The 19,257-nt window shown below is 68.0% G+C and carries 17 protein-coding genes and 2 other RNA genes; 7 read left to right on the plus strand and 12 right to left on the minus strand.

Annotated features, from left to right (window positions below; translation table 11 throughout):
- Nucleotides 1–6: 6 nt before the first annotated feature.
- Nucleotides 7–432, minus strand: a complete 426-nt coding sequence (ndk, locus tag GQ57_RS26065; RefSeq protein WP_017332230.1) for a nucleoside-diphosphate kinase — start codon at nucleotides 430–432, stop codon at nucleotides 7–9.
- Between the two features lie 250 nt (nucleotides 433–682).
- Between ndk and GQ57_RS26070 the strand changes: the two genes are divergently transcribed.
- Nucleotides 683–1,381 (plus strand): Bax inhibitor-1/YccA family protein, encoded by a 699-nt coding sequence (locus GQ57_RS26070; RefSeq protein ID WP_006761414.1) that lies wholly within the window; start codon nucleotides 683–685, stop codon nucleotides 1,379–1,381.
- Nucleotides 1,382–1,444: 63 nt separating this feature from the next.
- On the opposite strand, the gene rlmD is transcribed toward GQ57_RS26070, so the two are convergent.
- Entirely contained in the window at nucleotides 1,445–2,842 is a 1,398-nt protein-coding gene (rlmD, locus tag GQ57_RS26075) for a 23S rRNA (uracil(1939)-C(5))-methyltransferase RlmD (RefSeq protein WP_081895013.1), read from the minus strand.
- Between the two features lie 205 nt (nucleotides 2,843–3,047).
- Between rlmD and GQ57_RS26080 the strand changes: the two genes are divergently transcribed.
- On the plus strand, nucleotides 3,048–3,902 hold the full coding sequence (locus tag GQ57_RS26080; protein ID WP_034199439.1) for an endonuclease/exonuclease/phosphatase family protein: 855 nt from the start codon (nucleotides 3,048–3,050) through the stop codon (nucleotides 3,900–3,902).
- Nucleotides 3,903–3,932: 30 nt separating this feature from the next.
- Here the strand turns inward: GQ57_RS26080 and GQ57_RS26085 are convergent, their stop codons facing one another.
- The 10 genes from GQ57_RS26085 to ffs (GQ57_RS38530) form a co-directional block, all read right to left on the minus strand.
- Nucleotides 3,933–4,709, minus strand: coding sequence for a 3'-5' exonuclease (locus tag GQ57_RS26085; protein ID WP_034199440.1), 777 nt, complete (start codon nucleotides 4,707–4,709; stop codon nucleotides 3,933–3,935).
- A gap of 3 nt (nucleotides 4,710–4,712) precedes the next feature.
- A complete protein-coding gene (rpoS, locus tag GQ57_RS26090; protein WP_031402973.1) occupies nucleotides 4,713–5,801 on the minus strand; it encodes an RNA polymerase sigma factor RpoS in 1,089 nt (362 codons plus the stop codon).
- An 11-nt stretch (nucleotides 5,802–5,812) separates the two neighbouring features.
- Nucleotides 5,813–6,700 (minus strand): peptidoglycan DD-metalloendopeptidase family protein, encoded by an 888-nt coding sequence (locus GQ57_RS26095; RefSeq protein WP_031402974.1) that lies wholly within the window; start codon nucleotides 6,698–6,700, stop codon nucleotides 5,813–5,815.
- A gap of 5 nt (nucleotides 6,701–6,705) precedes the next feature.
- The gene (locus tag GQ57_RS26100; RefSeq protein WP_034199443.1) at nucleotides 6,706–7,638 is read right to left on the minus strand and encodes a protein-L-isoaspartate(D-aspartate) O-methyltransferase; all 933 of its coding nucleotides are present in this window, start codon (nucleotides 7,636–7,638) and stop codon (nucleotides 6,706–6,708) included.
- Nucleotides 7,635–8,396 carry a 5'/3'-nucleotidase SurE gene (surE, locus tag GQ57_RS26105; protein ID WP_031402976.1) on the minus strand — a complete coding sequence of 254 codons (762 nt, stop codon included), beginning with the start codon at nucleotides 8,394–8,396 and terminating at the stop codon, nucleotides 7,635–7,637. Before surE ends, GQ57_RS26100 begins: the two co-directional genes overlap by 4 nt.
- Nucleotides 8,397–8,617: 221 nt before the next feature.
- Complete coding sequence (locus tag GQ57_RS26110; protein ID WP_031402977.1) at nucleotides 8,618–9,823, minus strand: CaiB/BaiF CoA transferase family protein; 1,206 nt, start codon at nucleotides 9,821–9,823, stop codon at nucleotides 8,618–8,620.
- A gap of 48 nt (nucleotides 9,824–9,871) precedes the next feature.
- A complete protein-coding gene (gene recR, locus GQ57_RS26115; RefSeq protein WP_031402978.1) occupies nucleotides 9,872–10,468 on the minus strand; it encodes a recombination mediator RecR in 597 nt (198 codons plus the stop codon).
- Between the two features lie 31 nt (nucleotides 10,469–10,499).
- The gene (locus GQ57_RS26120) at nucleotides 10,500–10,826 is read right to left on the minus strand and encodes a YbaB/EbfC family nucleoid-associated protein (protein WP_006482124.1); all 327 of its coding nucleotides are present in this window, start codon (nucleotides 10,824–10,826) and stop codon (nucleotides 10,500–10,502) included.
- A gap of 94 nt (nucleotides 10,827–10,920) precedes the next feature.
- Entirely contained in the window at nucleotides 10,921–13,290 is a 2,370-nt protein-coding gene (locus GQ57_RS26125; protein ID WP_034199441.1) for a DNA polymerase III subunit gamma/tau, read from the minus strand.
- 127 nt (nucleotides 13,291–13,417) lie between these two features.
- An RNA gene (ffs, locus tag GQ57_RS38530) (signal recognition particle sRNA small type) lies at nucleotides 13,418–13,516 on the minus strand.
- 634 nt (nucleotides 13,517–14,150) lie between these two features.
- Between ffs (GQ57_RS38530) and ffs (GQ57_RS38535) the strand changes: the two genes are divergently transcribed.
- The 5 genes from ffs (GQ57_RS38535) (at nucleotide 14,151) to GQ57_RS26145 (ending at nucleotide 19,049) form a co-directional block, all read left to right on the plus strand.
- Nucleotides 14,151–14,249: signal recognition particle sRNA small type (gene ffs / locus GQ57_RS38535), an RNA gene on the plus strand.
- A gap of 127 nt (nucleotides 14,250–14,376) precedes the next feature.
- Nucleotides 14,377–16,746 carry a DNA polymerase III subunit gamma/tau gene (locus tag GQ57_RS26130; protein ID WP_034199441.1) on the plus strand — a complete coding sequence of 790 codons (2,370 nt, stop codon included), beginning with the start codon at nucleotides 14,377–14,379 and terminating at the stop codon, nucleotides 16,744–16,746.
- A gap of 94 nt (nucleotides 16,747–16,840) precedes the next feature.
- A complete protein-coding gene (locus tag GQ57_RS26135) occupies nucleotides 16,841–17,167 on the plus strand; it encodes a YbaB/EbfC family nucleoid-associated protein (protein ID WP_006482124.1) in 327 nt (108 codons plus the stop codon).
- A gap of 31 nt (nucleotides 17,168–17,198) precedes the next feature.
- Nucleotides 17,199–17,795 (plus strand): recombination mediator RecR, encoded by a 597-nt coding sequence (gene recR / locus GQ57_RS26140; protein WP_031402978.1) that lies wholly within the window; start codon nucleotides 17,199–17,201, stop codon nucleotides 17,793–17,795.
- Nucleotides 17,796–17,843: 48 nt separating this feature from the next.
- On the plus strand, nucleotides 17,844–19,049 hold the full coding sequence (locus GQ57_RS26145) for a CaiB/BaiF CoA transferase family protein (RefSeq protein WP_031402977.1): 1,206 nt from the start codon (nucleotides 17,844–17,846) through the stop codon (nucleotides 19,047–19,049).
- Nucleotides 19,050–19,257 lie beyond the last annotated feature (208 nt).

Here is a 19,257-nt window from a genome sequence, read left to right on the forward strand (position 1 = left end):
CAGGGCTTAACGCGAGTAAACGTTCATTTCCGGGAAGAAGAACGCGACTTCGACCGCCGCGGTTTCCGCTGCGTCCGAGCCGTGCACCGCGTTCGCGTCGATGCTGTCGGCGAAATCGGCACGGATCGTGCCCTTTTCCGCCTTCTTCGGATCCGTTGCGCCCATCAGGTCGCGGTTCTTCAGGATCGCGCCTTCGCCTTCCAGAACCTGGATCATCACCGGGCCGGAGATCATGAAATCGACGAGATCCTTGAAGAACGGACGTGCTGCGTGAACCGCGTAGAACTTCTCTGCGTCGGCACGCGACAGGTGCGCCATACGCGATGCGATGATCTTCAGGCCGGCGCCTTCGAAACGGCTGTAGATCTGGCCGATCACGTTCTTTGCCACCGCATCCGGCTTGATGATCGACAGGGTGCGCTCGATTGCCATAAAAACTCCAAAAAATTAAGAAGTTACAGGTTCAAATGAATCCGCTATTGTAGCACGATCCCGTGTATCATTGCGATTGAACCCTTACACGCATGAAAGGTTCAGAATCCATATGTTTTTGCGTCGTCCGGCCATTGAAACCTCCCGGCGCGGAACGTATCTTAGCCATAGCTGCTCCGGTTTGCTGCGCCGCACACCGCGTGTGCCGAACCGGCCCCGGACGCCCATGCGTTCAATGTTAGGAGAAACCATGAACGACTATCCGTACAATTTCGGCCGCGGCGGTTCCGTCAGCACCGCCGAGGTTCGCAACCGCGTGCTGCGGAACACGTACTGGCTGCTCGCGCTGTCGATGGTGCCGACCGTGCTGGGCGCCTGGGTCGGCGTCGCGACGGGCTTCTCGCTGTTCGCGGCCACCAGCCCGATGATGAGCCTGCTCGCGTTCTTCGCGATCGCATTCGGTTTCATGTTCGCCATCGAGCGGACCAAGAACAGCGCGGCCGGCGTGTTCGTGCTGCTCGGCTTCACGTTCTTCATGGGCCTGATGCTGTCGCGCCTGCTGAGCTTCATCCTCGGCTTCTCGAACGGCCCGTCGCTGATCATGCTCGCGTTCGGCGGCACCGGCATCATCTTCGCCGCGATGGCGACGATCGCCACCGTCAGCAAGCGCGACTTCTCGGGGCTCGGCAAATGGCTGTTCATGGGCGTGATCGTGATCCTGCTGGCCTCGGTCGCGAACATCTTCCTGCAGCTCCCGGCGCTGATGCTCACCGTCTCCGTGCTCGCGATCGCGATCTTCTCCGCGTACATGCTGTTCGACGTCCAGCGCGTCGTGAACGGCGGCGAGACGAACTACATCTCGGCGACGCTCGCGATCTACCTCGACCTGTACAACGTGTTCACGAACCTGCTCGCGCTGCTCGGCATCTTCGGCGGCAACCGCAACTGACGCGCACCCCGCCCCATGAAAAAACCGGCCCGAGGGCCGGTTTTTTTACATCCGCCGCATCGCTCAATCGCGCTCGAACAGTGCAATCGATTCGACATGCGATGTATTCGGGAACATGTTCACGACCCCGGCGCCCTTCAGGCGGTAGCCGGCCTCGTGCACGAGCAGGCCCGCGTCGCGCGCCAGCGTCGACGGGTTGCACGACACGTATACGATGCGCTTCGGCAACGGGCCCTCGCCGCTCTGCGCGATCTCGGCCAGCGCCTTCGATACCGCCAGCGCCCCCTCGCGCGGCGGGTCGATCAGGAACTTGTCGAATGCGCCCAGCGCACGGATGTCGTCGCCCGTCACTTCGAACAGGTTCCGGCACGCGAACGTCGTGTGGCCGTCGACGCCGTTCTCTCGCGCGTTCGCCAGCGCGCGCGTCGTCAGCGTCTCGCTGCCCTCGATGCCCATCACCTCGCGCGACAGCCGCGCGAGCGGCAGCGTGAAGTTGCCGATCCCGCAGAACAGGTCGAGCACGCGATCGTCGCGCGACGGCGCGAGCAGGCGCAGCGCCCGGCCCACCAGCACGCGATTGATCTGATGATTGACCTGCGTGAAGTCGGTTGGCTTGAACGGCATGCGGATGCCGAACTCCGGCAGCGTGTAGTCGAGCGCCACGTCGAGCGGATAGAACGGCGTCACCGTATCGGGGCCCTTCGGCTGCAGCCAGAATTGCACCTTGTGTTCGTCCGCGAACGCGCGCAGCAGCGCTTCGTCGTCCGCGTTGATCGGCTCCAGCACGCGAAGCACGAGCGCGGTGACCGCCGAGCCGACCGCGAGCTCGATCTGCGGCATCCGATCGCGGATCGACAGCCCCTCGACGAGCCGACGCAGCGGCACCAGCATCGCCGACACATGCGGCGGCAGCACTTCGCAGCTCGTCATGTCGGCCACGTAGCTGCTCTTCTTCTCGTGGAACCCGACCAGCACGCCGCCCTTCTTCGCCACGTTGCGCACGGTCAGCCGCGCACGATAACGATAGCCCCACGACGGGCCGTGGATCGGCGCGAACATCGTTTCCGCCCGCAGCTTCGCCAGATGCCACAGGTTGTCCTCAAGCACGCGCTGCTTGACCGCCACCTGAGCTCGCATGTCGAGATGCTGCATCGAGCAGCCGCCGCAGGTGCCGAAGAACGCGCATTTCGGCTTCGTGCGCATCACGCTCGGGCGCAGAATGTCGACAACCGTCGCCTGCTCGTAGCTCGGCTTGCGGCGGTAGCTCGAATAGGTCACGCGCTCGCCCGGCAGCGCGCCCTCGACGAAGATGACCTTGCCCGGCTCGCCGTCCTCGGTGATCGTGCGGCCGACACCGCGCGCTTCCATGTCGAGCGATTCGATCTCGAGAACCGGGGCGGGCCCGGGCGCGACGGGCGCGTTTTTCGATTTGCGCGCAGAAGTGGGGACGGCTTCGGACACCTGCTTTTCCTGACAAACGTTGAAGAAGGCGAGATTGTAGACGACGAAGGCCCGCATCGCCCGCTTTGCATGGCGCAAGCGTCGATACGCGAGCCCGCACGGCCCCGCAACGCGCCGGAACGGGCGAACCGGCGCCCCGCAACCGGGCGAACCGTGGAGCCGACCGCCTCCCCGGCCCGGCATGCGCCCGGCAGGAGATACGACCATGCAACTGATCGACTGGAATATCCAATGGGGCCGGAACGTGGACGGCGTCGTCGACCTTCCACGCACCGTCACGGCCATCCGCCGGCTCGGCGACTTCGACGTGCTGTGCCTGCAGGAGGTCACGCGCGGCTTCGGCTCGCTGCCCGGGCGGCCCGGCCCCGACCAGTTCGCCGAGCTGGCGGCGCTGCTGCCCGGCCATACGATCGTCGAAGCGATCGGCGCCGACCTGCCGCCCGTCGAAACGGGTGCGCCGCGCCGCCAGTTCGGCAATGCCATCGCGACCCGGCTGCCGGTCGGGCGCGTACTGCGCCAGTTGCTGCCGTGGCCGGCCGATGCCGGCGTGCCGTCGATGCCGCGCGTCGCGCTCGACGTCGAGTTGCAGGCGCCCTTCGGCGCGCTGCGCGTGGTCACTACCCACCTGGAATATTATTCGGCGCGCCAGCGGCTCGCACAGGTCGATGCACTGCGCAACCGGCATCGCGAGGCCTGCGCACACGCAGCCCGACCGGCGCCCGCCGAAACCGCCGAGGGGCCCTTCAGCGCGACCGGCCAGCCGCGCGACGCGATCGTCTGCGGCGACTTCAACAGCGCGTTCGGCAGCGAAGCCTACCGCCGCCTCCTGGAGCCGATCGCGGATGCGCCGAGTTTCGTCGACGCCTGGCTTGCGCGGCACCCCGGCCACCAGCCGCCGCCGACGGCCGGCGTCCACGACACGGCGCAATGGACGGAGGGGCCGCTCGCGTGCGACTTCGTGTTCGTCACCGAGACGCTGCTGCCGCGCGTGATGCGCTGCGAAATCGACGGCGACGTGCGCGCGTCGGATCACCAGCCGATACTGCTCGAACTCGCCTGATCGCGCCGATGCCGACGCGACCGGCCCGCGTTACGCGTCGAACGCGGCGAGGTACTCGGCCCAGTGCGGCGCGAGTTCCTGGGCAAGCGAGTTCTTCACCAGCAGGATCTCGTCCGCGTATTCGCTCGGGGTCAGGCCGCCGCGCATCAGCTGGAATCGGCAATACAGCAGGTAGGTATTGACGACGTCGGTTTCGCAATAGTTGCGGATTTCCTCGATCCGCCCGCCCTGGAACGCAGGCCACACCTGGCTGCCGTCCATCCCGAGCTTGCCGGGGAAGCCGCACATCTTCGCGAGCGCGTCGAGCGGCGCATTCGCGCGCGCCTGATACATCGCCAGCACGTCCATCAGGTCGGTATGCCGCGAGTGATAGCGCGAGATGTAGTTGTTCCACTTGAATTCGCGGTCGTCCTCGCCGAGATCCCAGTAGCGGGTCGCGGGAATGCCGTGCACGAGCGCGCGGTAATGGAGCACCGGCAGATCGAAACCGCCGCCGTTCCACGAGACGAGCTGCGGCGTGTATTTCTCGATCACGCGGTAGAACGACTGGATCAGCGTCGCTTCGTTGTCCTGCGGCGTGCCGAGCGAGCGCACGCGAAAACCGTTGTTGTCGCGGAACACGCACGAGATCGCCGCGATGCGCTGCAGGTGGTGCGGCAGGAAATCGCCGCCGGTCTTCTCGCGGCGCGCGGCAAACGCGTGCTCGGCTACTGCGGCGTCGTCGAGCGTCGCGGGCAGGTCTTCCAGACGGCGAATGCCGTCGACATCGGGGATCGTCTCGATGTCAAAAACAAGAATCGGAGTCATCGGTTACAGAACGGCGTCCTTGCGCACGCCGTTGGAGGCGAAGAACCGCTTGAGGCGCACCAGCGCTTCCTGCTGGATCTGGCGCACGCGCTCACGCGTGAGCCCCATCTCGTCGGCCAGCTCCTCGAGCGTCGCCGGTTCGATGTGGTTCAGGCCGAAGCGGCGCTCGATCACGTGCCGATGCTTGTCGGACAGCCGCGACAGCCATGCACGCGTCAGCGTCTCGAGCTCGCGGTGCTGGACCTCGGCGTCGGGCGACTGGCTCTGGTCGTCGGGCAGCAGGTCGAGCAGGCTGCTCGCGGGATCGAGGTCGAGCGGCGCATCGAGCGACGCCGTGTGCTCGTTGAGCGCGAGGATATCGGTGACTTCCTCGGCGGTCTTGCCGGTGAGATAGGCGATGTCGTCGATGCTGGCTTCGCGGCGTTCGGCCGCCTCGCCCGTCGACATCGAATTTTTTTCGAGATGGCGCTTCGCGCGCAGCACCTGGTTCAGTTCGCGGATCACGTGCACGGGCAGGCGCACCGTACGGGCCTGGTTCATGATCGCCCGCTCGATGCTCTGCCGGATCCACCACGTCGCGTAGGTCGAGAAACGGAAGCCGCGCGTCGGGTCGAATTTCTCGATCGCGTGCATCAGGCCGAGATTGCCCTCCTCGATCAGGTCGAGCAGCGGCACGCCGCGGTTCAGATACCCCTTGGCGATGCTGACGACGAGACGCAGGTTGCGCTCGATCATCACCTGCCGCGCCTCGAATTCGCCGGCCTTCGCGAGCCGGGAATAGCGCTGCTCTTCCTCGACGGTCAGCAGCGGCTTCACGCTGATGCGGTTCAGGTAATGCTGGATCGTGTCGGCCGTGAGTTCGGCCTGCAGCAGCGTGCGGAAATCGTCGACATCGGGCGCTGCTTCGGAGCGCCCTTCCCGCTCGTCGTCGCCGCCGTCCGCCTCGGCGTCGCGCGCCTCGATATCGCGTTCGTTTTCCGCGACGTCATCGTCGTCTTCCGTCGAAGCACCCTCTCGCCCCACCGATGCTTGCGTGGCACGACTGATCTTCTCAGATTCGGCTTGCGGCTCGTGGCGCTTCGATTTCGGCATGGTCGTCTCGGTTATTGAGGCGGCAAATACTTCAGCGGATCGACAGGTTTACCCTGCCGGCGAACCTCGAAATGCAGCATCACGCGGTCGGAATCGCTGTTCCCCATCTCGGCGATCTTCTGCCCCTTCGTTACCGCGTCCCCCTCTTTTACCATCAAAGCGCGATTGTGTGCATATGCCGTGAGGTAAGTTGCATCGTGCTTGATGATAATGAGGTTGCCGTAGCCGCGCAGCCCGTTGCCGGAGTAGACGACGCGGCCGTCGGCCGCCGCCTTCACGGCTTCGCCGGCCGTGCCGCCGATATTGACGCCCTTGTTTTTCGCATCGTCGAACCCGTTCAGCACGGGGCCGCGCGCGGGCCACGCGAACGTCACGGGGCCGCTCGGCGCGGCTGCCGTATCGCTCGAGGCGGCTGCCGCGGCAGGCGGCGTCACGGCTGCGGACGACGTGCCGGCGGCCGGCGTCGCCGGGCCGCTGCTGAGCGGCGCGGTGGCCACGGCGGCGGCGCCGATCGGTGCGGCGACCTGCGTGCCGGCAACCGCGGCGCCGGCTTGCGGCGAAACGCGCAGCAGCTGGTCGACTTCGATCTGGTTCGGGTTCGCCAGGTTGTTCCACGCGGCGATGTCGCGATAGTTCTGCCCGTTTTCGAGTGCGATCCGGTACAGCGTGTCGCCCGGCTTCACCCGGTAGTAACCCGGCGGCGCCGGCGGAAGCGGTGCCGCGGGTTGCGCGGCGGCGGTCGTGCCGAGCGAACCGGAGCGATCGACGACGGGCGCGTTGTCGAGCCGCGTCGCACAGGCGGCCAGTAGCGTGGAGAACGCGGCTACACAGATCGCGCGCTGGGCGAGCGTGAGCGGTTCCCTGGAACGGTTGTTTTGCATCGCGCGCAACATACTCATCGGTTTCAAATTACTCCGGATTTTAAAGGGACAAAGAAAACGCGATCAAGCCGCGACTCCCGCCATTGCGCGTGCGCGACGCGCTCGACGAGCGTGAGCACCTGGTGCTGCCCGCTCTGCGCGCCGACCGGCGCGACGAGCCGCCCGCCGATCGCGAGCTGCTCGAGCAGCGCCTGCGGCACGTCGAGCCCCGCCGCCGCGATCACGATCGCGTCGAACGGGGCGGCGGACGGCAGGCCGACACGCCCGTCGCCGTAGTGCAGACGGATGTTCGGCACGCGCAGCGGCCGCAGGTTCAGCTTCGCGCGCTCGTAGAGCGGCTTGATGCGTTCAATCGAATACACGTCGCGTGCCACGTGGCTCAGCACGGCGGCCTGATAGCCGCAACCCGTGCCGATCTCGAGCACGCGCTCGAGCGTACGGCCGGCCATCGCGAGCTCGATCATGCGCGCAACAACCGACGGTTTTGAAATGGTCTGCTGGTGGCCGATCGGCAACGCGGAATCCTCATAGGCCTGCGTTGCGAGCCCCGGATCCACGAACAGGTGGCGCGGCACCGCGGCCATCGCTTCCAGCACGCGCGCATCGGTCACGCCGTTCGCACGCAGCCGTTCGACCATCCGTTCGCGCACGCGTTCCGACGTGAGCGCGAACGCGCCGGCCTGCGCGACGTTCGGCGCAGCCGGCTTCGGCAATGCGGGCTTCAGCGCGGTCGGCTTCGGTGCGGTCGCGGGCTTCGCGCCGGCGGAACCGGGTGGCGCCGTTCGCACCGCGACGGGCTTCACCGCAACCGGTTTCAGCACGGCCGCGGGCTTGTCGGCGGCCTTAGGCGCCGCGACCGCCGCATGGCGCTCGCCGGCACGCCCCTCCGACTTCCGCGGCGCTCGCTTGAGATCTTCGAGCGCGAGCGGGAACCGCTTCGCGCGCTCGCCGCTCATGAAACCCGTCCTCCGGCGCGCGCCCATTCGCGTGTCGCGGGCAACATCTCCGTATGCGTGAGATCGAGCTGCAGCGGCGTGATCGACACGAAACCGTTTGCCACCGCGTGGAAATCGGTGCCGTCGCTCGCATCCAGCGCCGCCCCCGCCGCGCCGATCCAGTAGATCGGTTCGCCGCGCGGGTCGGTCTGGCGAATCACCGGCTGCGACGGATGACGCTTGCCGAGGCGCGTGACTTTCCAGCCTTTCAGCTCGCCGTAAGGCAGGTTCGGAATATTGACGTTCAGCAGCGGCTGGCCCGGCAGCGGATGCGCGAGGTAGTGCTCGACGATTTCCGCGGCGACGCGCGCGGCATCCGCCAGATGGGCCCAGCCCTTGTCGACCAGCGAGAACGCGACGGCCGGCACGCCGAACATGATGCCTTCGGTGGCGGCGGCGACCGTCCCCGAATAGAGCGTGTCTTCGCCCATGTTCTGGCCGTTGTTGATCCCGGAAACGACGAGGTCCGGCCTGGCATCGGCCATCCCCGTCAACGCGACGTGCACCGAATCGGTCGGCGTGCCGTTCACGTAGAAGAAACCCGTACCCGCCGCGCGCTGCACCGACAGCGGCCGCGACAAAGTGAGGGAATTCGACGCGCCGCTGCAGTTCTGCTCGGGCGCGATCACGGTGAGTTCGGCCAGCGGCCGCAGCGCTTCGCTGAGCGCGGCGAGACCGGGGGCGAGATAGCCGTCGTCGTTGCTGAGTAGGATTCGCATCCGGCGATTGTAACCGAGGAAAGATGGCGCGAGAGCGACAGTCCGGCGGCCGCGGGCGGCAGGTGCGCACCCGCATGCACGACGCGCCGCCGCATGCGTCGGCGGCGTACCGCGCGCTCAGGAAGGCGTCGGGCCGCCCCGGGTTTTCCGCTCCGCGGAGCGCCCTCTTTGAGGATGGCTCCGTCGGGCGCCCCGGCACGGCGCAACGCGCCCGCGGGCGCTCAGATCGCGCCCGAGTCGCGCAGCGCGGCGATCGCCTGCGTGTCGTAGCCGAGGCCGCGCAGCACCTCGTCCGTATGCTCGCCGAGTTCGGGCCCGAGCCAGCGCGTCTCGCCCGGCGTATCGGACAGCTTCGGCGTCACGTTCGGCAGCGGGATATCGGTGCCGTCGGCCAGCTTGAAGCGCTGGATCATCTGCCGCGCGACGAACTGCGGATCCGTGAACATGTCGGCGGCGCTGTAGATCCGCCCGGCCGGCACGTCGGCCGCATTGAGCACGGCGAGCGCTTCGTCGATCGTGCGCGGCGCGAGCCACGCGGCGATCGCGTCGTCGATCTCCCGGGTCCGCGGTACGCGCCCGTCGTTTTGCGCGAGCGCGGGATCGTCGGCGAGGTCGTCGCGTTCGATCGCCTTCATCAGCCGCTTGAAGATCGGGTCGCTGTTGCCGCCGATCACGACGCTGCCGTCGCGGCACGCGTAGGTATTCGACGGCACGATGCCCGGCAGCGACGCGCCGGTGCGCTCGCGCACCATCCCGTACACGCCGTACTCGGGCACCACGCTTTCCATCATGTTGAAGACGGCCTCGTACAGTGCGACGTCGACCACCTGGCCCGCCCCGCCGTTGACCTTGCGGTGATGGAGCGCCATCAGCGCGCCGATCACGCCGTGCAGCGCCGCGATCGAATCGCCGATCGAGATGCCGATGCGCGGCGGCGGCAAGTCGGGATAGCCGGTGATGTGGCGCAGCCCGCCCATCGATTCGGCGATCGCGCCGAAACCGGGCCGGTCGCGGTACGGGCCCGTCTGCCCGTAGCCGGACAGACGCACCATCACGAGGCCCGGATTCTCGGCCGACAGCACGTCGTAGCCGAGCCCGAGCTTCTCGAGCAGGCCCGGACGGAAATTCTCGATCACGATGTCGGCCTCGCGCGCAAGCTGCCGCGCGATCGCCTTGCCGGCGTCGGCTTTCAGGTTGAGGGTGACCGATTTCTTGTTGCGCGCCTGGACGGACCACCACAGCGACGTGCCGCCCTGCTCCGGATGGAGCTTGCGCCACTTGCGCAGCGGGTCGCCGCCGTTCGGATCCTCGATCTTGATCACTTCCGCGCCGAATTCGGCGAACAGCCGCGACGCGAACGGCCCCGCGATCAGCGTTCCGAATTCGAGCACTTTGACGCCCGCGAGCGGGCCCTGGCTGGTGCTCATGTGTCTCCCTGGCATGAGGAACGGCGCCGCCTGCCGGCGGCGCCCGGCTTACATCGTGCGGCGGTCGAGCATCGCGCGGGCGATGGTGCCCGCGTCGACGTATTCGAGCTCGCCGCCCACCGGCACGCCGCGCGCGAGGCGCGTGACGGCCAGCCCGCGCGCCTTCAGCGTCTGGCCGAGGTAATGCGCGGTTGCCTCGCCCTCGTTCGTGAAGTTGGTCGCGAGCACGACCTCCTTGACGACCCCGTCGGACGCGCGCCGCACGAGGCGGTCGAAATGGATTTCCTTCGGGCCGATGCCGTCGAGCGGGCTCAACCGCCCCATCAGCACGAAATACAGCCCGCGGTACGTCATCGTCTGCTCGAGCATGATCTGGTCGGCCGGCGTCTCGACGACGCACAGCAGCGTCGGATCACGCTCCTCGTCGCTGCAGACCTCGCAGATCTGCGCTTCGGTGAACGTGTTGCACTTTTCGCAGTGCTGCAGGTGCTCGGTCGCGAACAGCAGCGACCGGCCGAGCTTCTCCGCGCCCTCCCGGTCGTGCTGCATCAGGTGGACCGCCATGCGCTGGGCGGATTTCGGCCCGACGCCGGGCAGCACGCGCAGTGCTTCGACGAGAGCGGACAGGGCGGACGGCTGTTTCATACGGCAGCAAGGAGTGGCACGTGCGCCGCGCTCAGAACGGCAGCTTGAAGCCCGGGGGCAGCGGCAGGCCCGACGTCATGCCGCTCATCTTTTCCTGCGACGTCGCTTCGGCCTTGCGCACGGCGTCGTTGAACGCTGCCGCGACGAGATCCTCGAGCATGTCCTTGTCGTCCGCGAGCAGGCTCGGGTCGATCGACACGCGGCGCACTTCGTTACGGCACGTCATCGTCACCTTGACGAGGCCCGCCCCCGACTGCCCTTCTACCTCGATCAGCGCAAGCTGCTCCTGCATCTTCTTCATGTTTTCCTGCATTTGCTGCGCTTGCTTCATCAATCCGGCGAGGTTGCCTTTCAACATGGGAATACTCCTTCTTGATCGTGTGAAAACCGGCACGCGGCGCGTGCCGGCCAAAGTGTGCGGGCGTGATTGTGCCTGTCGCGGTGCGGTCGGTTCAATGCAGTGTCGGCGACGAACCGTCCGACGCCGGATCGGCGAGCGGGCGCACCGACCCCTCGACGATGCGCGCACCGAAGTCGCGCACGAGCTGCCGGACGAACGGATCGCCGTGAATCTCCTGCTCGGCCTCACGCTGGCGTGCCGCACGTGCCGCCGCATCGAGCGCCGCCGCCGTGCGCCGGGCAGGCCCGACCTCGACCGCCACCTCGATCGGCTTGCCGAGCGCATCGGCCAGCGCGGCCTTCAGCTTCGCCACCTGCGCGGCGTCCGCATACTGCGGCACCGGCACGGAAAGTTTCAGCGTCGTCGCATCGACGGCTGTCAGTTCGCTGTTGAATGCGAGCTGGTATGCGACGCCCTTGAGCGGCAGCCGCGCGGCCAGCGCGGGCCATTCGCCGTCGAAGCCGACCGGGTCGAGCGCGATCGCGGGCGGCAACGGACGCGTGTCGACCGGCGCGGCCGGGCGGGTTTCCGCCGGCATCGACGTCACGCGCCCGTCGTCGGGACCGCTGTCGAACACGGGCACGAAGCCGTCGTCGGGCGGCCCGCCGAACATCTCGTCGGCGCTGAGCGGCACGTAGTCGTCCGGCGGAATGTCTTCCCACGGCGGCGAGGCCTGACGTGAATCGGCCGCCTGCGGCGCACGGGCGGCCGCGCGCGGCGCGGGCACCGGTACCGCGGGGCGCGGCGCGACCGGCTTCTCGGCGGCCGGCTTCGCGGCGGCGCTAGCGCGCCCGCGGTCGGACGACACGCGCATCCCCGCATTGCGCAGCACGTCGAGCGCGGCGGCAGCGCCGCCGGAGCGTGCTGCGGGACGCGCGGCAGGCTCGGGCGACGCCGCGCGCGGCGCCGGATCGGACGGCGCGGCAGGTTCGTCGCTTCGCTGCTCGACGGCGACAGGCGGCTCGAGTTCAGCGTGGGCGGATTCTTCCTCGCGGGCGGATTCTTCACGGGCGGGTGCCGGCGGATCGCCGGCAGGCGTCGCCTGCACCGCCGCAACCACCTTCGGTTGCGGCGTTTCGATAACGTGCGCGTCCACCGGAGCCGGCGCGGATGCCTCGGCGACGACCGGCTTCACGGCCGGACGCCCCGTTTCATCGCTATCCGGCGTCGGCGCCGGGCGCGCCACCGGAGCAACGGGCGCCGCCGGGGCCGCAGCCTGCGGCCGCACCGCGTCGGCCGGCGCCGGTTTCGCCACGGCGGCCGGTGCCGCCGCAACGCGCGGGCCGGGCACCGCACGCGGCACGGACGGCTGGCCGACCGGCGCACCGCCGGCGGCAACGGCCGGCTCGAACGCGAGCATCCGCAGCAGCGTCATCGTGAAACCGGCGTACTCGTCCGGCGCCAGGCCGAGCTCTGCGCGCCCGACCGTCGCAATCTGATAGAACAACTGGACCTGCTCGGGGCTCAGCGTCTCCGCGAAGCGGCGCAGATCGGACGCTTCCGGCCATTCGTCGAGCACCGAACCCGGCGCGAACTGCGCCCACGCGATCCGGTGCAGCAGGCTGGCAAGATCCTGCAGCGCGGTCGAGAACGACAGGCTGCGCAGCGACATCTCGTCGGCGATCGCGAGGATTTCCGGGCCGCTGCCGGCCGCGAGCGCATCGAGCAGACGCACCATGTAAGTCTGGTCGAGCGCGCCGAGCATGCCGGACACGGCCGATTCGGTCACTTCGTTCGCCGAATAGGCGATCGCCTGGTCGGTCAGCGACAACGCGTCGCGCATGCTGCCCTGAGCGGCCCGGGCGAGCAGGCGCAGCGCCTGCGGCTCGAACGCGATCCGCTCTTCGCCCAGGATCCGTTCGAGATGCGACACGATGTGCCCGGCCGGCATCTGTTTCAGGTTGAACTGCAGGCAGCGCGACAGCACGGTGACGGGAATCTTCTGCGGATCGGTCGTCGCGAGAATGAACTTGACGTGCGGCGGCGGCTCTTCGAGCGTCTTCAGCATCGCGTTGAACGCATGATTCGTCAGCATGTGCACTTCGTCGATCATGTAGACCTTGAAGCGCGCATCGACGGGCGCATACACCGCGCGCTCGAGCAGCGCCGCCATTTCATCGACGCCGCGATTACTCGCGGCATCCATCTCGACGTAATCGACGAAGCGCCCTTCGTCGATCTCTCGACAGGCGCGACACACGCCGCAAGGCTGCGACGTGATGCCGGTTTCACAGTTGAGCGCCTTGGCGAAGATCCGCGACAGCGTCGTCTTGCCGACACCGCGGGTTCCGGTAAACAGATAGGCGTGATGGAGACGCCCGCCGTCGAGCGCGTGCGTGAGCGCCCTGACGACGTGCTCCTGGCCGACGAGCGAAGCGAAATCCTTCGGACGCCACTTGCGTGCGAGAACTTGATAGGTCATCGGGAAATTGTATCAGTAACGCTGCGTCGCGCCGACACGCGAAACGGTGCGGAATACGGGCAAGAGGCAGGCAAAACGGAGTGTGGCGCGGAAATAAAAAACGCCCGGCGAACGGGGCGAGAAGGAAGGTGACGAGCCCAACCCTCGGCACTGGCGGAAAACGATTGTGGCTGCTTCGTTCCCGACCTGACCAGGTTCACCGCCCCACCATGCGAGGAGGCCCGTCACGGCATATTCTATCACCGCTTCCGGATGAAAGCGACCAATTTGTTCGCACCAAAGCGAAACACGGGAGAAACCGGCGCGCGTCCGGCCGCGCGAATCGCATCGACACCCGCCCCCTTGTAAATTGCGCGCCGGCCACCATCTGCAGGGCACGGCGGTCGAACGCCGCGTCGTACCCCTACTCGCGAAGCGGCTACTATCGCCACCCGCAGCAGATAGCAATTTAGGCTAATATGACGCCCGAACGACCCGCAAGCCGCGGCATGCAGCGCCTGCGCCCCTCCTTTCCGGGGAGCGGAGTGACCTGCCGCGGCGGCCGGCCGCCGCGGCAGGTCACTCCGCTCCCCGGAAAGGAGGGGCGCAGGCGCTGCATGCCGCGGCTTGCGGGTCGTTCGGGCGTCATATTAGCCTAAATTGCTATCTGCTGCGGGTGGCGATAGTAGCCGCTTCGCGAGTAGGGGTACGACGCGGCGTTCGACCGCCGTGCCCTGCAGATGGTGGCCGGCGCGCAATTTACAAGGGGGCGGGTGTCGATGCGATTCGCGCGGCCGGACGCGCGCCGGTTTCTCCCGTGTTTCGCTTTGGTGCGAACAAATTGGTCGCTTTCATCCGGAAGCGGTGATAGAATATGCCGTGACGGGCCTCCTCGCATGGTGGGGCGGTGAACCTGGTCAGGTCGGGAACGAAGCAGCCACAATCGTTTTCCGCCAGTGCCGAGGGTTGGGCTCGTCACCTTCCTTCTCGCCCCGTTCGCCGGGCGTTTTTTATTTCCGCGCCACACTCCGTTTTGCCTGCCTCTTGCCCGTATTCCGCACCGTTTCGCGTGTCGGCGCGACGCAGCGTTACTGATACAATTTCCCGATGACCTATCAAGTTCTCGCACGCAAGTGGCGTCCGAAGGATTTCGCTTCGCTCGTCGGCCAGGAGCACGTCGTCAGGGCGCTCACGCACGCGCTCGACGGCGGGCGTCTCCATCACGCCTATCTGTTTACCGGAACCCGCGGTGTCGGCAAGACGACGCTGTCGCGGATCTTCGCCAAGGCGCTCAACTGTGAAACCGGCATCACGTCGCAGCCTTGCGGCGTGTGTCGCGCCTGTCGAGAGATCGACGAAGGGCGCTTCGTCGATTACGTCGAGATGGATGCCGCGAGTAATCGCGGCGTCGATGAAATGGCGGCGCTGCTCGAGCGCGCGGTGTATGCGCCCGTCGATGCGCGCTTCAAGGTCTACATGATCGACGAAGTGCACATGCTGACGAATCATGCGTTCAACGCGATGCTGAAGACGCTCGAAGAGCCGCCGCCGCACGTCAAGTTCATTCTCGCGACGACCGATCCGCAGAAGATTCCCGTCACCGTGCTGTCGCGCTGCCTGCAGTTCAACCTGAAACAGATGCCGGCCGGGCACATCGTGTCGCATCTCGAACGGATCCTGGGCGAAGAGCGGATCGCGTTCGAGCCGCAGGCGCTGCGCCTGCTCGCCCGGGCCGCTCAGGGCAGCATGCGCGACGCGTTGTCGCTGACCGACCAGGCGATCGCCTATTCGGCGAACGAAGTGACCGAATCGGCCGTGTCCGGCATGCTCGGCGCGCTCGACCAGACTTACATGGTGCGTCTGCTCGATGCGCTCGCGGCCGGCAGCGGCCCGGAAATCCTCGCGATCGCCGACGAGATGTCGCTGCGCAGCCTGTCGTTCTCGACCGCGCTGCAGGATCTTGCCAGCCTGCTGCACCGGATCGCGTGGGCGCAGTTCGCGCCGGGTTCGGTGCTCGACGAATGGCCGGAAGCGTCCGATCTGCGCCGCTTCGCGGAGACGCTGAGCCCCGAGCAGGTCCAGTTGTTCTATCAGATTGCGACGGTCGGGCGCGCAGAGCTCGGCCTGGCGCCGGACGAGTACGCCGGTTTCACGATGACGCTGCTGCGGATGCTCGCGTTCGAGCCGGCCGTTGCCGCCGGCGGTGCGCCGGTCGGCCAGCCGTCCGTGCCGCGTGCGGTGCCCGGCCCGCGCGTTGCGGCGGCACCGGCCGCCGTGGCGAAACCGGCGCCGGCCGACGCGGTGCGGCCGCAGGCTGCGGCCCCGGCGGCGCCCGTTGCTCCGGTGGCGCGCCCGGCGCCGACGCCGGATAGCGATGAAACGGGGCGTCCGGCCGTGAAGCCGGTCGTCGCCGAGGCATCCGCGCCGGCTCCGGTGGACGCGCACGTTATCGAAACGCCGCAACCGAAGGTGGTTGCGGCGGTGCAGGCGACGCCTGCCGGCGATCCGCCGGCACCCGCCCGTGAAGAATCCGCCCGCGAGGAAGAATCCGCCCACGCTGAACTCGAGCCGCCTGTCGCCGTCGAGCAGCGAAGCGACGAACCTGCCGCGCCGTCCGATCCGGCGCCGCGCGCGGCGTCGCCCGAGCCTGCCGCGCGTCCCGCAGCACGCTCCGGCGGCGCTGCCGCCGCGCTCGACGTGCTGCGCAATGCGGGGATGCGCGTGTCGTCCGACCGCGGGCGCGCTAGCGCCGCCGCGAAGCCGGCCGCCGAGAAGCCGGTCGCGCCGCGCCCCGCGGTACCGGTGCCCGCGCCGCGCGCGGCCGCCCGTGCGCCGCAGGCGGCCGATTCACGTCAGGCCTCGCCGCCGTGGGAAGACATTCCGCCGGACGACTACGTGCCGCTCAGCGCCGACGAGATGTTCGGCGGGCCGCCCGACGACGGCTTCGTGCCCGTGTTCGACAGCGGTCCCGACGACGGGCGCGTGACGTCGATGCCGGCGGAAACCCGCCCGGCCGCGCCGGTCGACACGCGTCCGTTGCCGCCCGCGATCGCGCTCGACCCGGTCGGCTTCGACGGCGAATGGCCCGCGCTGGCCGCGCGGCTGCCGCTCAAGGGCGTCGCATACCAGCTCGCATTCAACAGCGAACTGACAGCCGTCGATGCGACGACGCTGAAACTTTCCGTGCCGGTGCCGCAGTATGCGGACGCCGCGCAGGTGGCGAAGCTGAAGGCCGCGCTGGCCGATGCGCTCGGCAAGCCGATCGAGGTGGCGGTCGAGGTCGGGCCTGCCCGGCGCACGGCGGCGGCGCTCGATGCGGCGGCACGTGCGGCACGCCAGCGTGAGGCCGAGCAGGAGATTCACGGCGATCCGTTCGTCCGGCAGCTCGTGCGCGACTTCGGTGCGCGCATCGTCGAGGGGTCGGTGCGCCCGCTCGCCGATCCGGCGTCGGACGGTTCGTCGCCGACACTGCATTGAACCGACCGCACCGCGACAGGCACAATCACGCCCGCACACTTTGGCCGGCACGCGCCGCGTGCCGGTTTTCACACGATCAAGAAGGAGTATTCCCATGTTGAAAGGCAACCTCGCCGGATTGATGAAGCAAGCGCAGCAAATGCAGGAAAACATGAAGAAGATGCAGGAGCAGCTTGCGCTGATCGAGGTAGAAGGGCAGTCGGGGGCGGGCCTCGTCAAGGTGACGATGACGTGCCGTAACGAAGTGCGCCGCGTGTCGATCGACCCGAGCCTGCTCGCGGACGACAAGGACATGCTCGAGGATCTCGTCGCGGCAGCGTTCAACGACGCCGTGCGCAAGGCCGAAGCGACGTCGCAGGAAAAGATGAGCGGCATGACGTCGGGCCTGCCGCTGCCCCCGGGCTTCAAGCTGCCGTTCTGAGCGCGGCGCACGTGCCACTCCTTGCTGCCGTATGAAACAGCCGTCCGCCCTGTCCGCTCTCGTCGAAGCACTGCGCGTGCTGCCCGGCGTCGGGCCGAAATCCGCCCAGCGCATGGCGGTCCACCTGATGCAGCACGACCGGGAGGGCGCGGAGAAGCTCGGCCGGTCGCTGCTGTTCGCGACCGAGCACCTGCAGCACTGCGAAAAGTGCAACACGTTCACCGAAGCGCAGATCTGCGAGGTCTGCAGCGACGAGGAGCGTGATCCGACGCTGCTGTGCGTCGTCGAGACGCCGGCCGACCAGATCATGCTCGAGCAGACGATGACGTACCGCGGGCTGTATTTCGTGCTGATGGGGCGGTTGAGCCCGCTCGACGGCATCGGCCCGAAGGAAATCCATTTCGACCGCCTCGTGCGGCGCGCGTCCGACGGGGTCGTCAAGGAGGTCGTGCTCGCGACCAACTTCACGAACGAGGGCGAGGCAACCGCGCATTACCTCGGCCAGACGCTGAAGGCGCGCGGGCTGGCCGTCACGCGCCTCGCGCGCGGCGTGCCGGTGGGCGGCGAGCTCGAATACGTCGACGCGGGCACCATCGCCCGCGCGATGCTCGACCGCCGCACGATGTAAGCCGGGCGCCGCCGGCAGGCGGCGCCGTTCCTCATGCCAGGGAGACACATGAGCACCAGCCAGGGCCCGCTCGCGGGCGTCAAAGTGCTCGAATTCGGAACGCTGATCGCGGGGCCGTTCGCGTCGCGGCTGTTCGCCGAATTCGGCGCGGAAGTGATCAAGATCGAGGATCCGAACGGCGGCGACCCGCTGCGCAAGTGGCGCAAGCTCCATCCGGAGCAGGGCGGCACGTCGCTGTGGTGGTCCGTCCAGGCGCGCAACAAGAAATCGGTCACCCTCAACCTGAAAGCCGACGCCGGCAAGGCGATCGCGCGGCAGCTTGCGCGCGAGGCCGACATCGTGATCGAGAATTTCCGTCCGGGCCTGCTCGAGAAGCTCGGGCTCGGCTACGACGTGCTGTCGGCCGAGAATCCGGGCCTCGTGATGGTGCGTCTGTCCGGCTACGGGCAGACGGGCCCGTACCGCGACCGGCCCGGTTTCGGCGCGATCGCCGAATCGATGGGCGGGCTGCGCCACATCACCGGCTATCCCGACTTGCCGCCGCCGCGCATCGGCATCTCGATCGGCGATTCGATCGCGGCGCTGCACGGCGTGATCGGCGCGCTGATGGCGCTCCATCACCGCAAGGTCAACGGCGGGGCGGGCCAGGTGGTCGACGTCGCACTGTACGAGGCCGTCTTCAACATGATGGAAAGCGTGGTGCCCGAGTACGGCGTGTACGGGATGGTGCGCGAGCGCACCGGCGCGTCGCTGCCGGGCATCGTGCCGTCGAATACCTACGCGTGCCGCGACGGCAGCGTCGTGATCGGCGGCAACAGCGACCCGATCTTCAAGCGGCTGATGAAGGCGATCGAACGCGACGACCTCGCCGACGATCCCGCGCTCGCGCAAAACGACGGGCGCGTACCGCGGACCCGGGAGATCGACGACGCGATCGCCGCGTGGCTCGCGCCGCGCACGATCGACGAAGCGCTCGCCGTGCTCAATGCGGCCGACGTGCCGGCCGGGCGGATCTACAGCGCCGCCGACATGTTCACGGATCCGCAGTTCGTCGCGCGGCAGATGATCCAGCGCTTCAAGCTGGCCGACGGCACCGATATCCCGCTGCCGAACGTGACGCCGAAGCTGTCCGATACGCCGGGCGAGACGCGCTGGCTCGGGCCCGAACTCGGCGAGCATACGGACGAGGTGCTGCGCGGCCTCGGCTACGACACGCAGGCGATCGCCGCGCTGCGCGACTCGGGCGCGATCTGAGCGCCCGCGGGCGCGTTGCGCCGTGCCGGGGCGCCCGACGGAGCCATCCTCAAAGAGGGCGCTCCGCGGAGCGGAAAACCCGGGGCGGCCCGACGCCTTCCTGAGCGCGCGGTACGCCGCCGACGCATGCGGCGGCGCGTCGTGCATGCGGGTGCGCACCTGCCGCCCGCGGCCGCCGGACTGTCGCTCTCGCGCCATCTTTCCTCGG

This window comes from Burkholderia sp. MSh2 (genome assembly GCF_000731655.1).
GTDB lineage: Bacteria > Pseudomonadota > Gammaproteobacteria > Burkholderiales > Burkholderiaceae > Burkholderia > Burkholderia paludis.

Excerpts from the sequence above, each read along its gene's own strand:
- ndk (WP_017332230.1), bottom strand. The coding sequence starts at position 432 with ATGGCAATCGAGCGCACCCTGTCGATCATCAAGCCGGATGCGGTGGCA.
- GQ57_RS26070 (WP_006761414.1), top strand. The coding sequence starts at position 683 with ATGAACGACTATCCGTACAATTTCGGCCGCGGCGGTTCCGTCAGCACC.
- GQ57_RS26080 (WP_034199439.1), top strand. The coding sequence starts at position 3,048 with ATGCAACTGATCGACTGGAATATCCAATGGGGCCGGAACGTGGACGGC.
- GQ57_RS26085 (WP_034199440.1), bottom strand. The coding sequence starts at position 4,709 with ATGACTCCGATTCTTGTTTTTGACATCGAGACGATCCCCGATGTCGAC.
- rpoS (WP_031402973.1), bottom strand. The coding sequence starts at position 5,801 with ATGCCGAAATCGAAGCGCCACGAGCCGCAAGCCGAATCTGAGAAGATC.
- GQ57_RS26095 (WP_031402974.1), bottom strand. The coding sequence starts at position 6,700 with ATGAGTATGTTGCGCGCGATGCAAAACAACCGTTCCAGGGAACCGCTC.
- GQ57_RS26100 (WP_034199443.1), bottom strand. The coding sequence starts at position 7,638 with ATGAGCGGCGAGCGCGCGAAGCGGTTCCCGCTCGCGCTCGAAGATCTC.
- surE (WP_031402976.1), bottom strand. The coding sequence starts at position 8,396 with ATGCGAATCCTACTCAGCAACGACGACGGCTATCTCGCCCCCGGTCTC.
- GQ57_RS26110 (WP_031402977.1), bottom strand. The coding sequence starts at position 9,823 with ATGAGCACCAGCCAGGGCCCGCTCGCGGGCGTCAAAGTGCTCGAATTC.
- recR (WP_031402978.1), bottom strand. The coding sequence starts at position 10,468 with ATGAAACAGCCGTCCGCCCTGTCCGCTCTCGTCGAAGCACTGCGCGTG.
- GQ57_RS26120 (WP_006482124.1), bottom strand. The coding sequence starts at position 10,826 with ATGTTGAAAGGCAACCTCGCCGGATTGATGAAGCAAGCGCAGCAAATG.
- GQ57_RS26125 (WP_034199441.1), bottom strand. The coding sequence starts at position 13,290 with ATGACCTATCAAGTTCTCGCACGCAAGTGGCGTCCGAAGGATTTCGCT.
- GQ57_RS26130 (WP_034199441.1), top strand. The coding sequence starts at position 14,377 with ATGACCTATCAAGTTCTCGCACGCAAGTGGCGTCCGAAGGATTTCGCT.
- GQ57_RS26135 (WP_006482124.1), top strand. The coding sequence starts at position 16,841 with ATGTTGAAAGGCAACCTCGCCGGATTGATGAAGCAAGCGCAGCAAATG.
- recR (WP_031402978.1), top strand. The coding sequence starts at position 17,199 with ATGAAACAGCCGTCCGCCCTGTCCGCTCTCGTCGAAGCACTGCGCGTG.
- GQ57_RS26145 (WP_031402977.1), top strand. The coding sequence starts at position 17,844 with ATGAGCACCAGCCAGGGCCCGCTCGCGGGCGTCAAAGTGCTCGAATTC.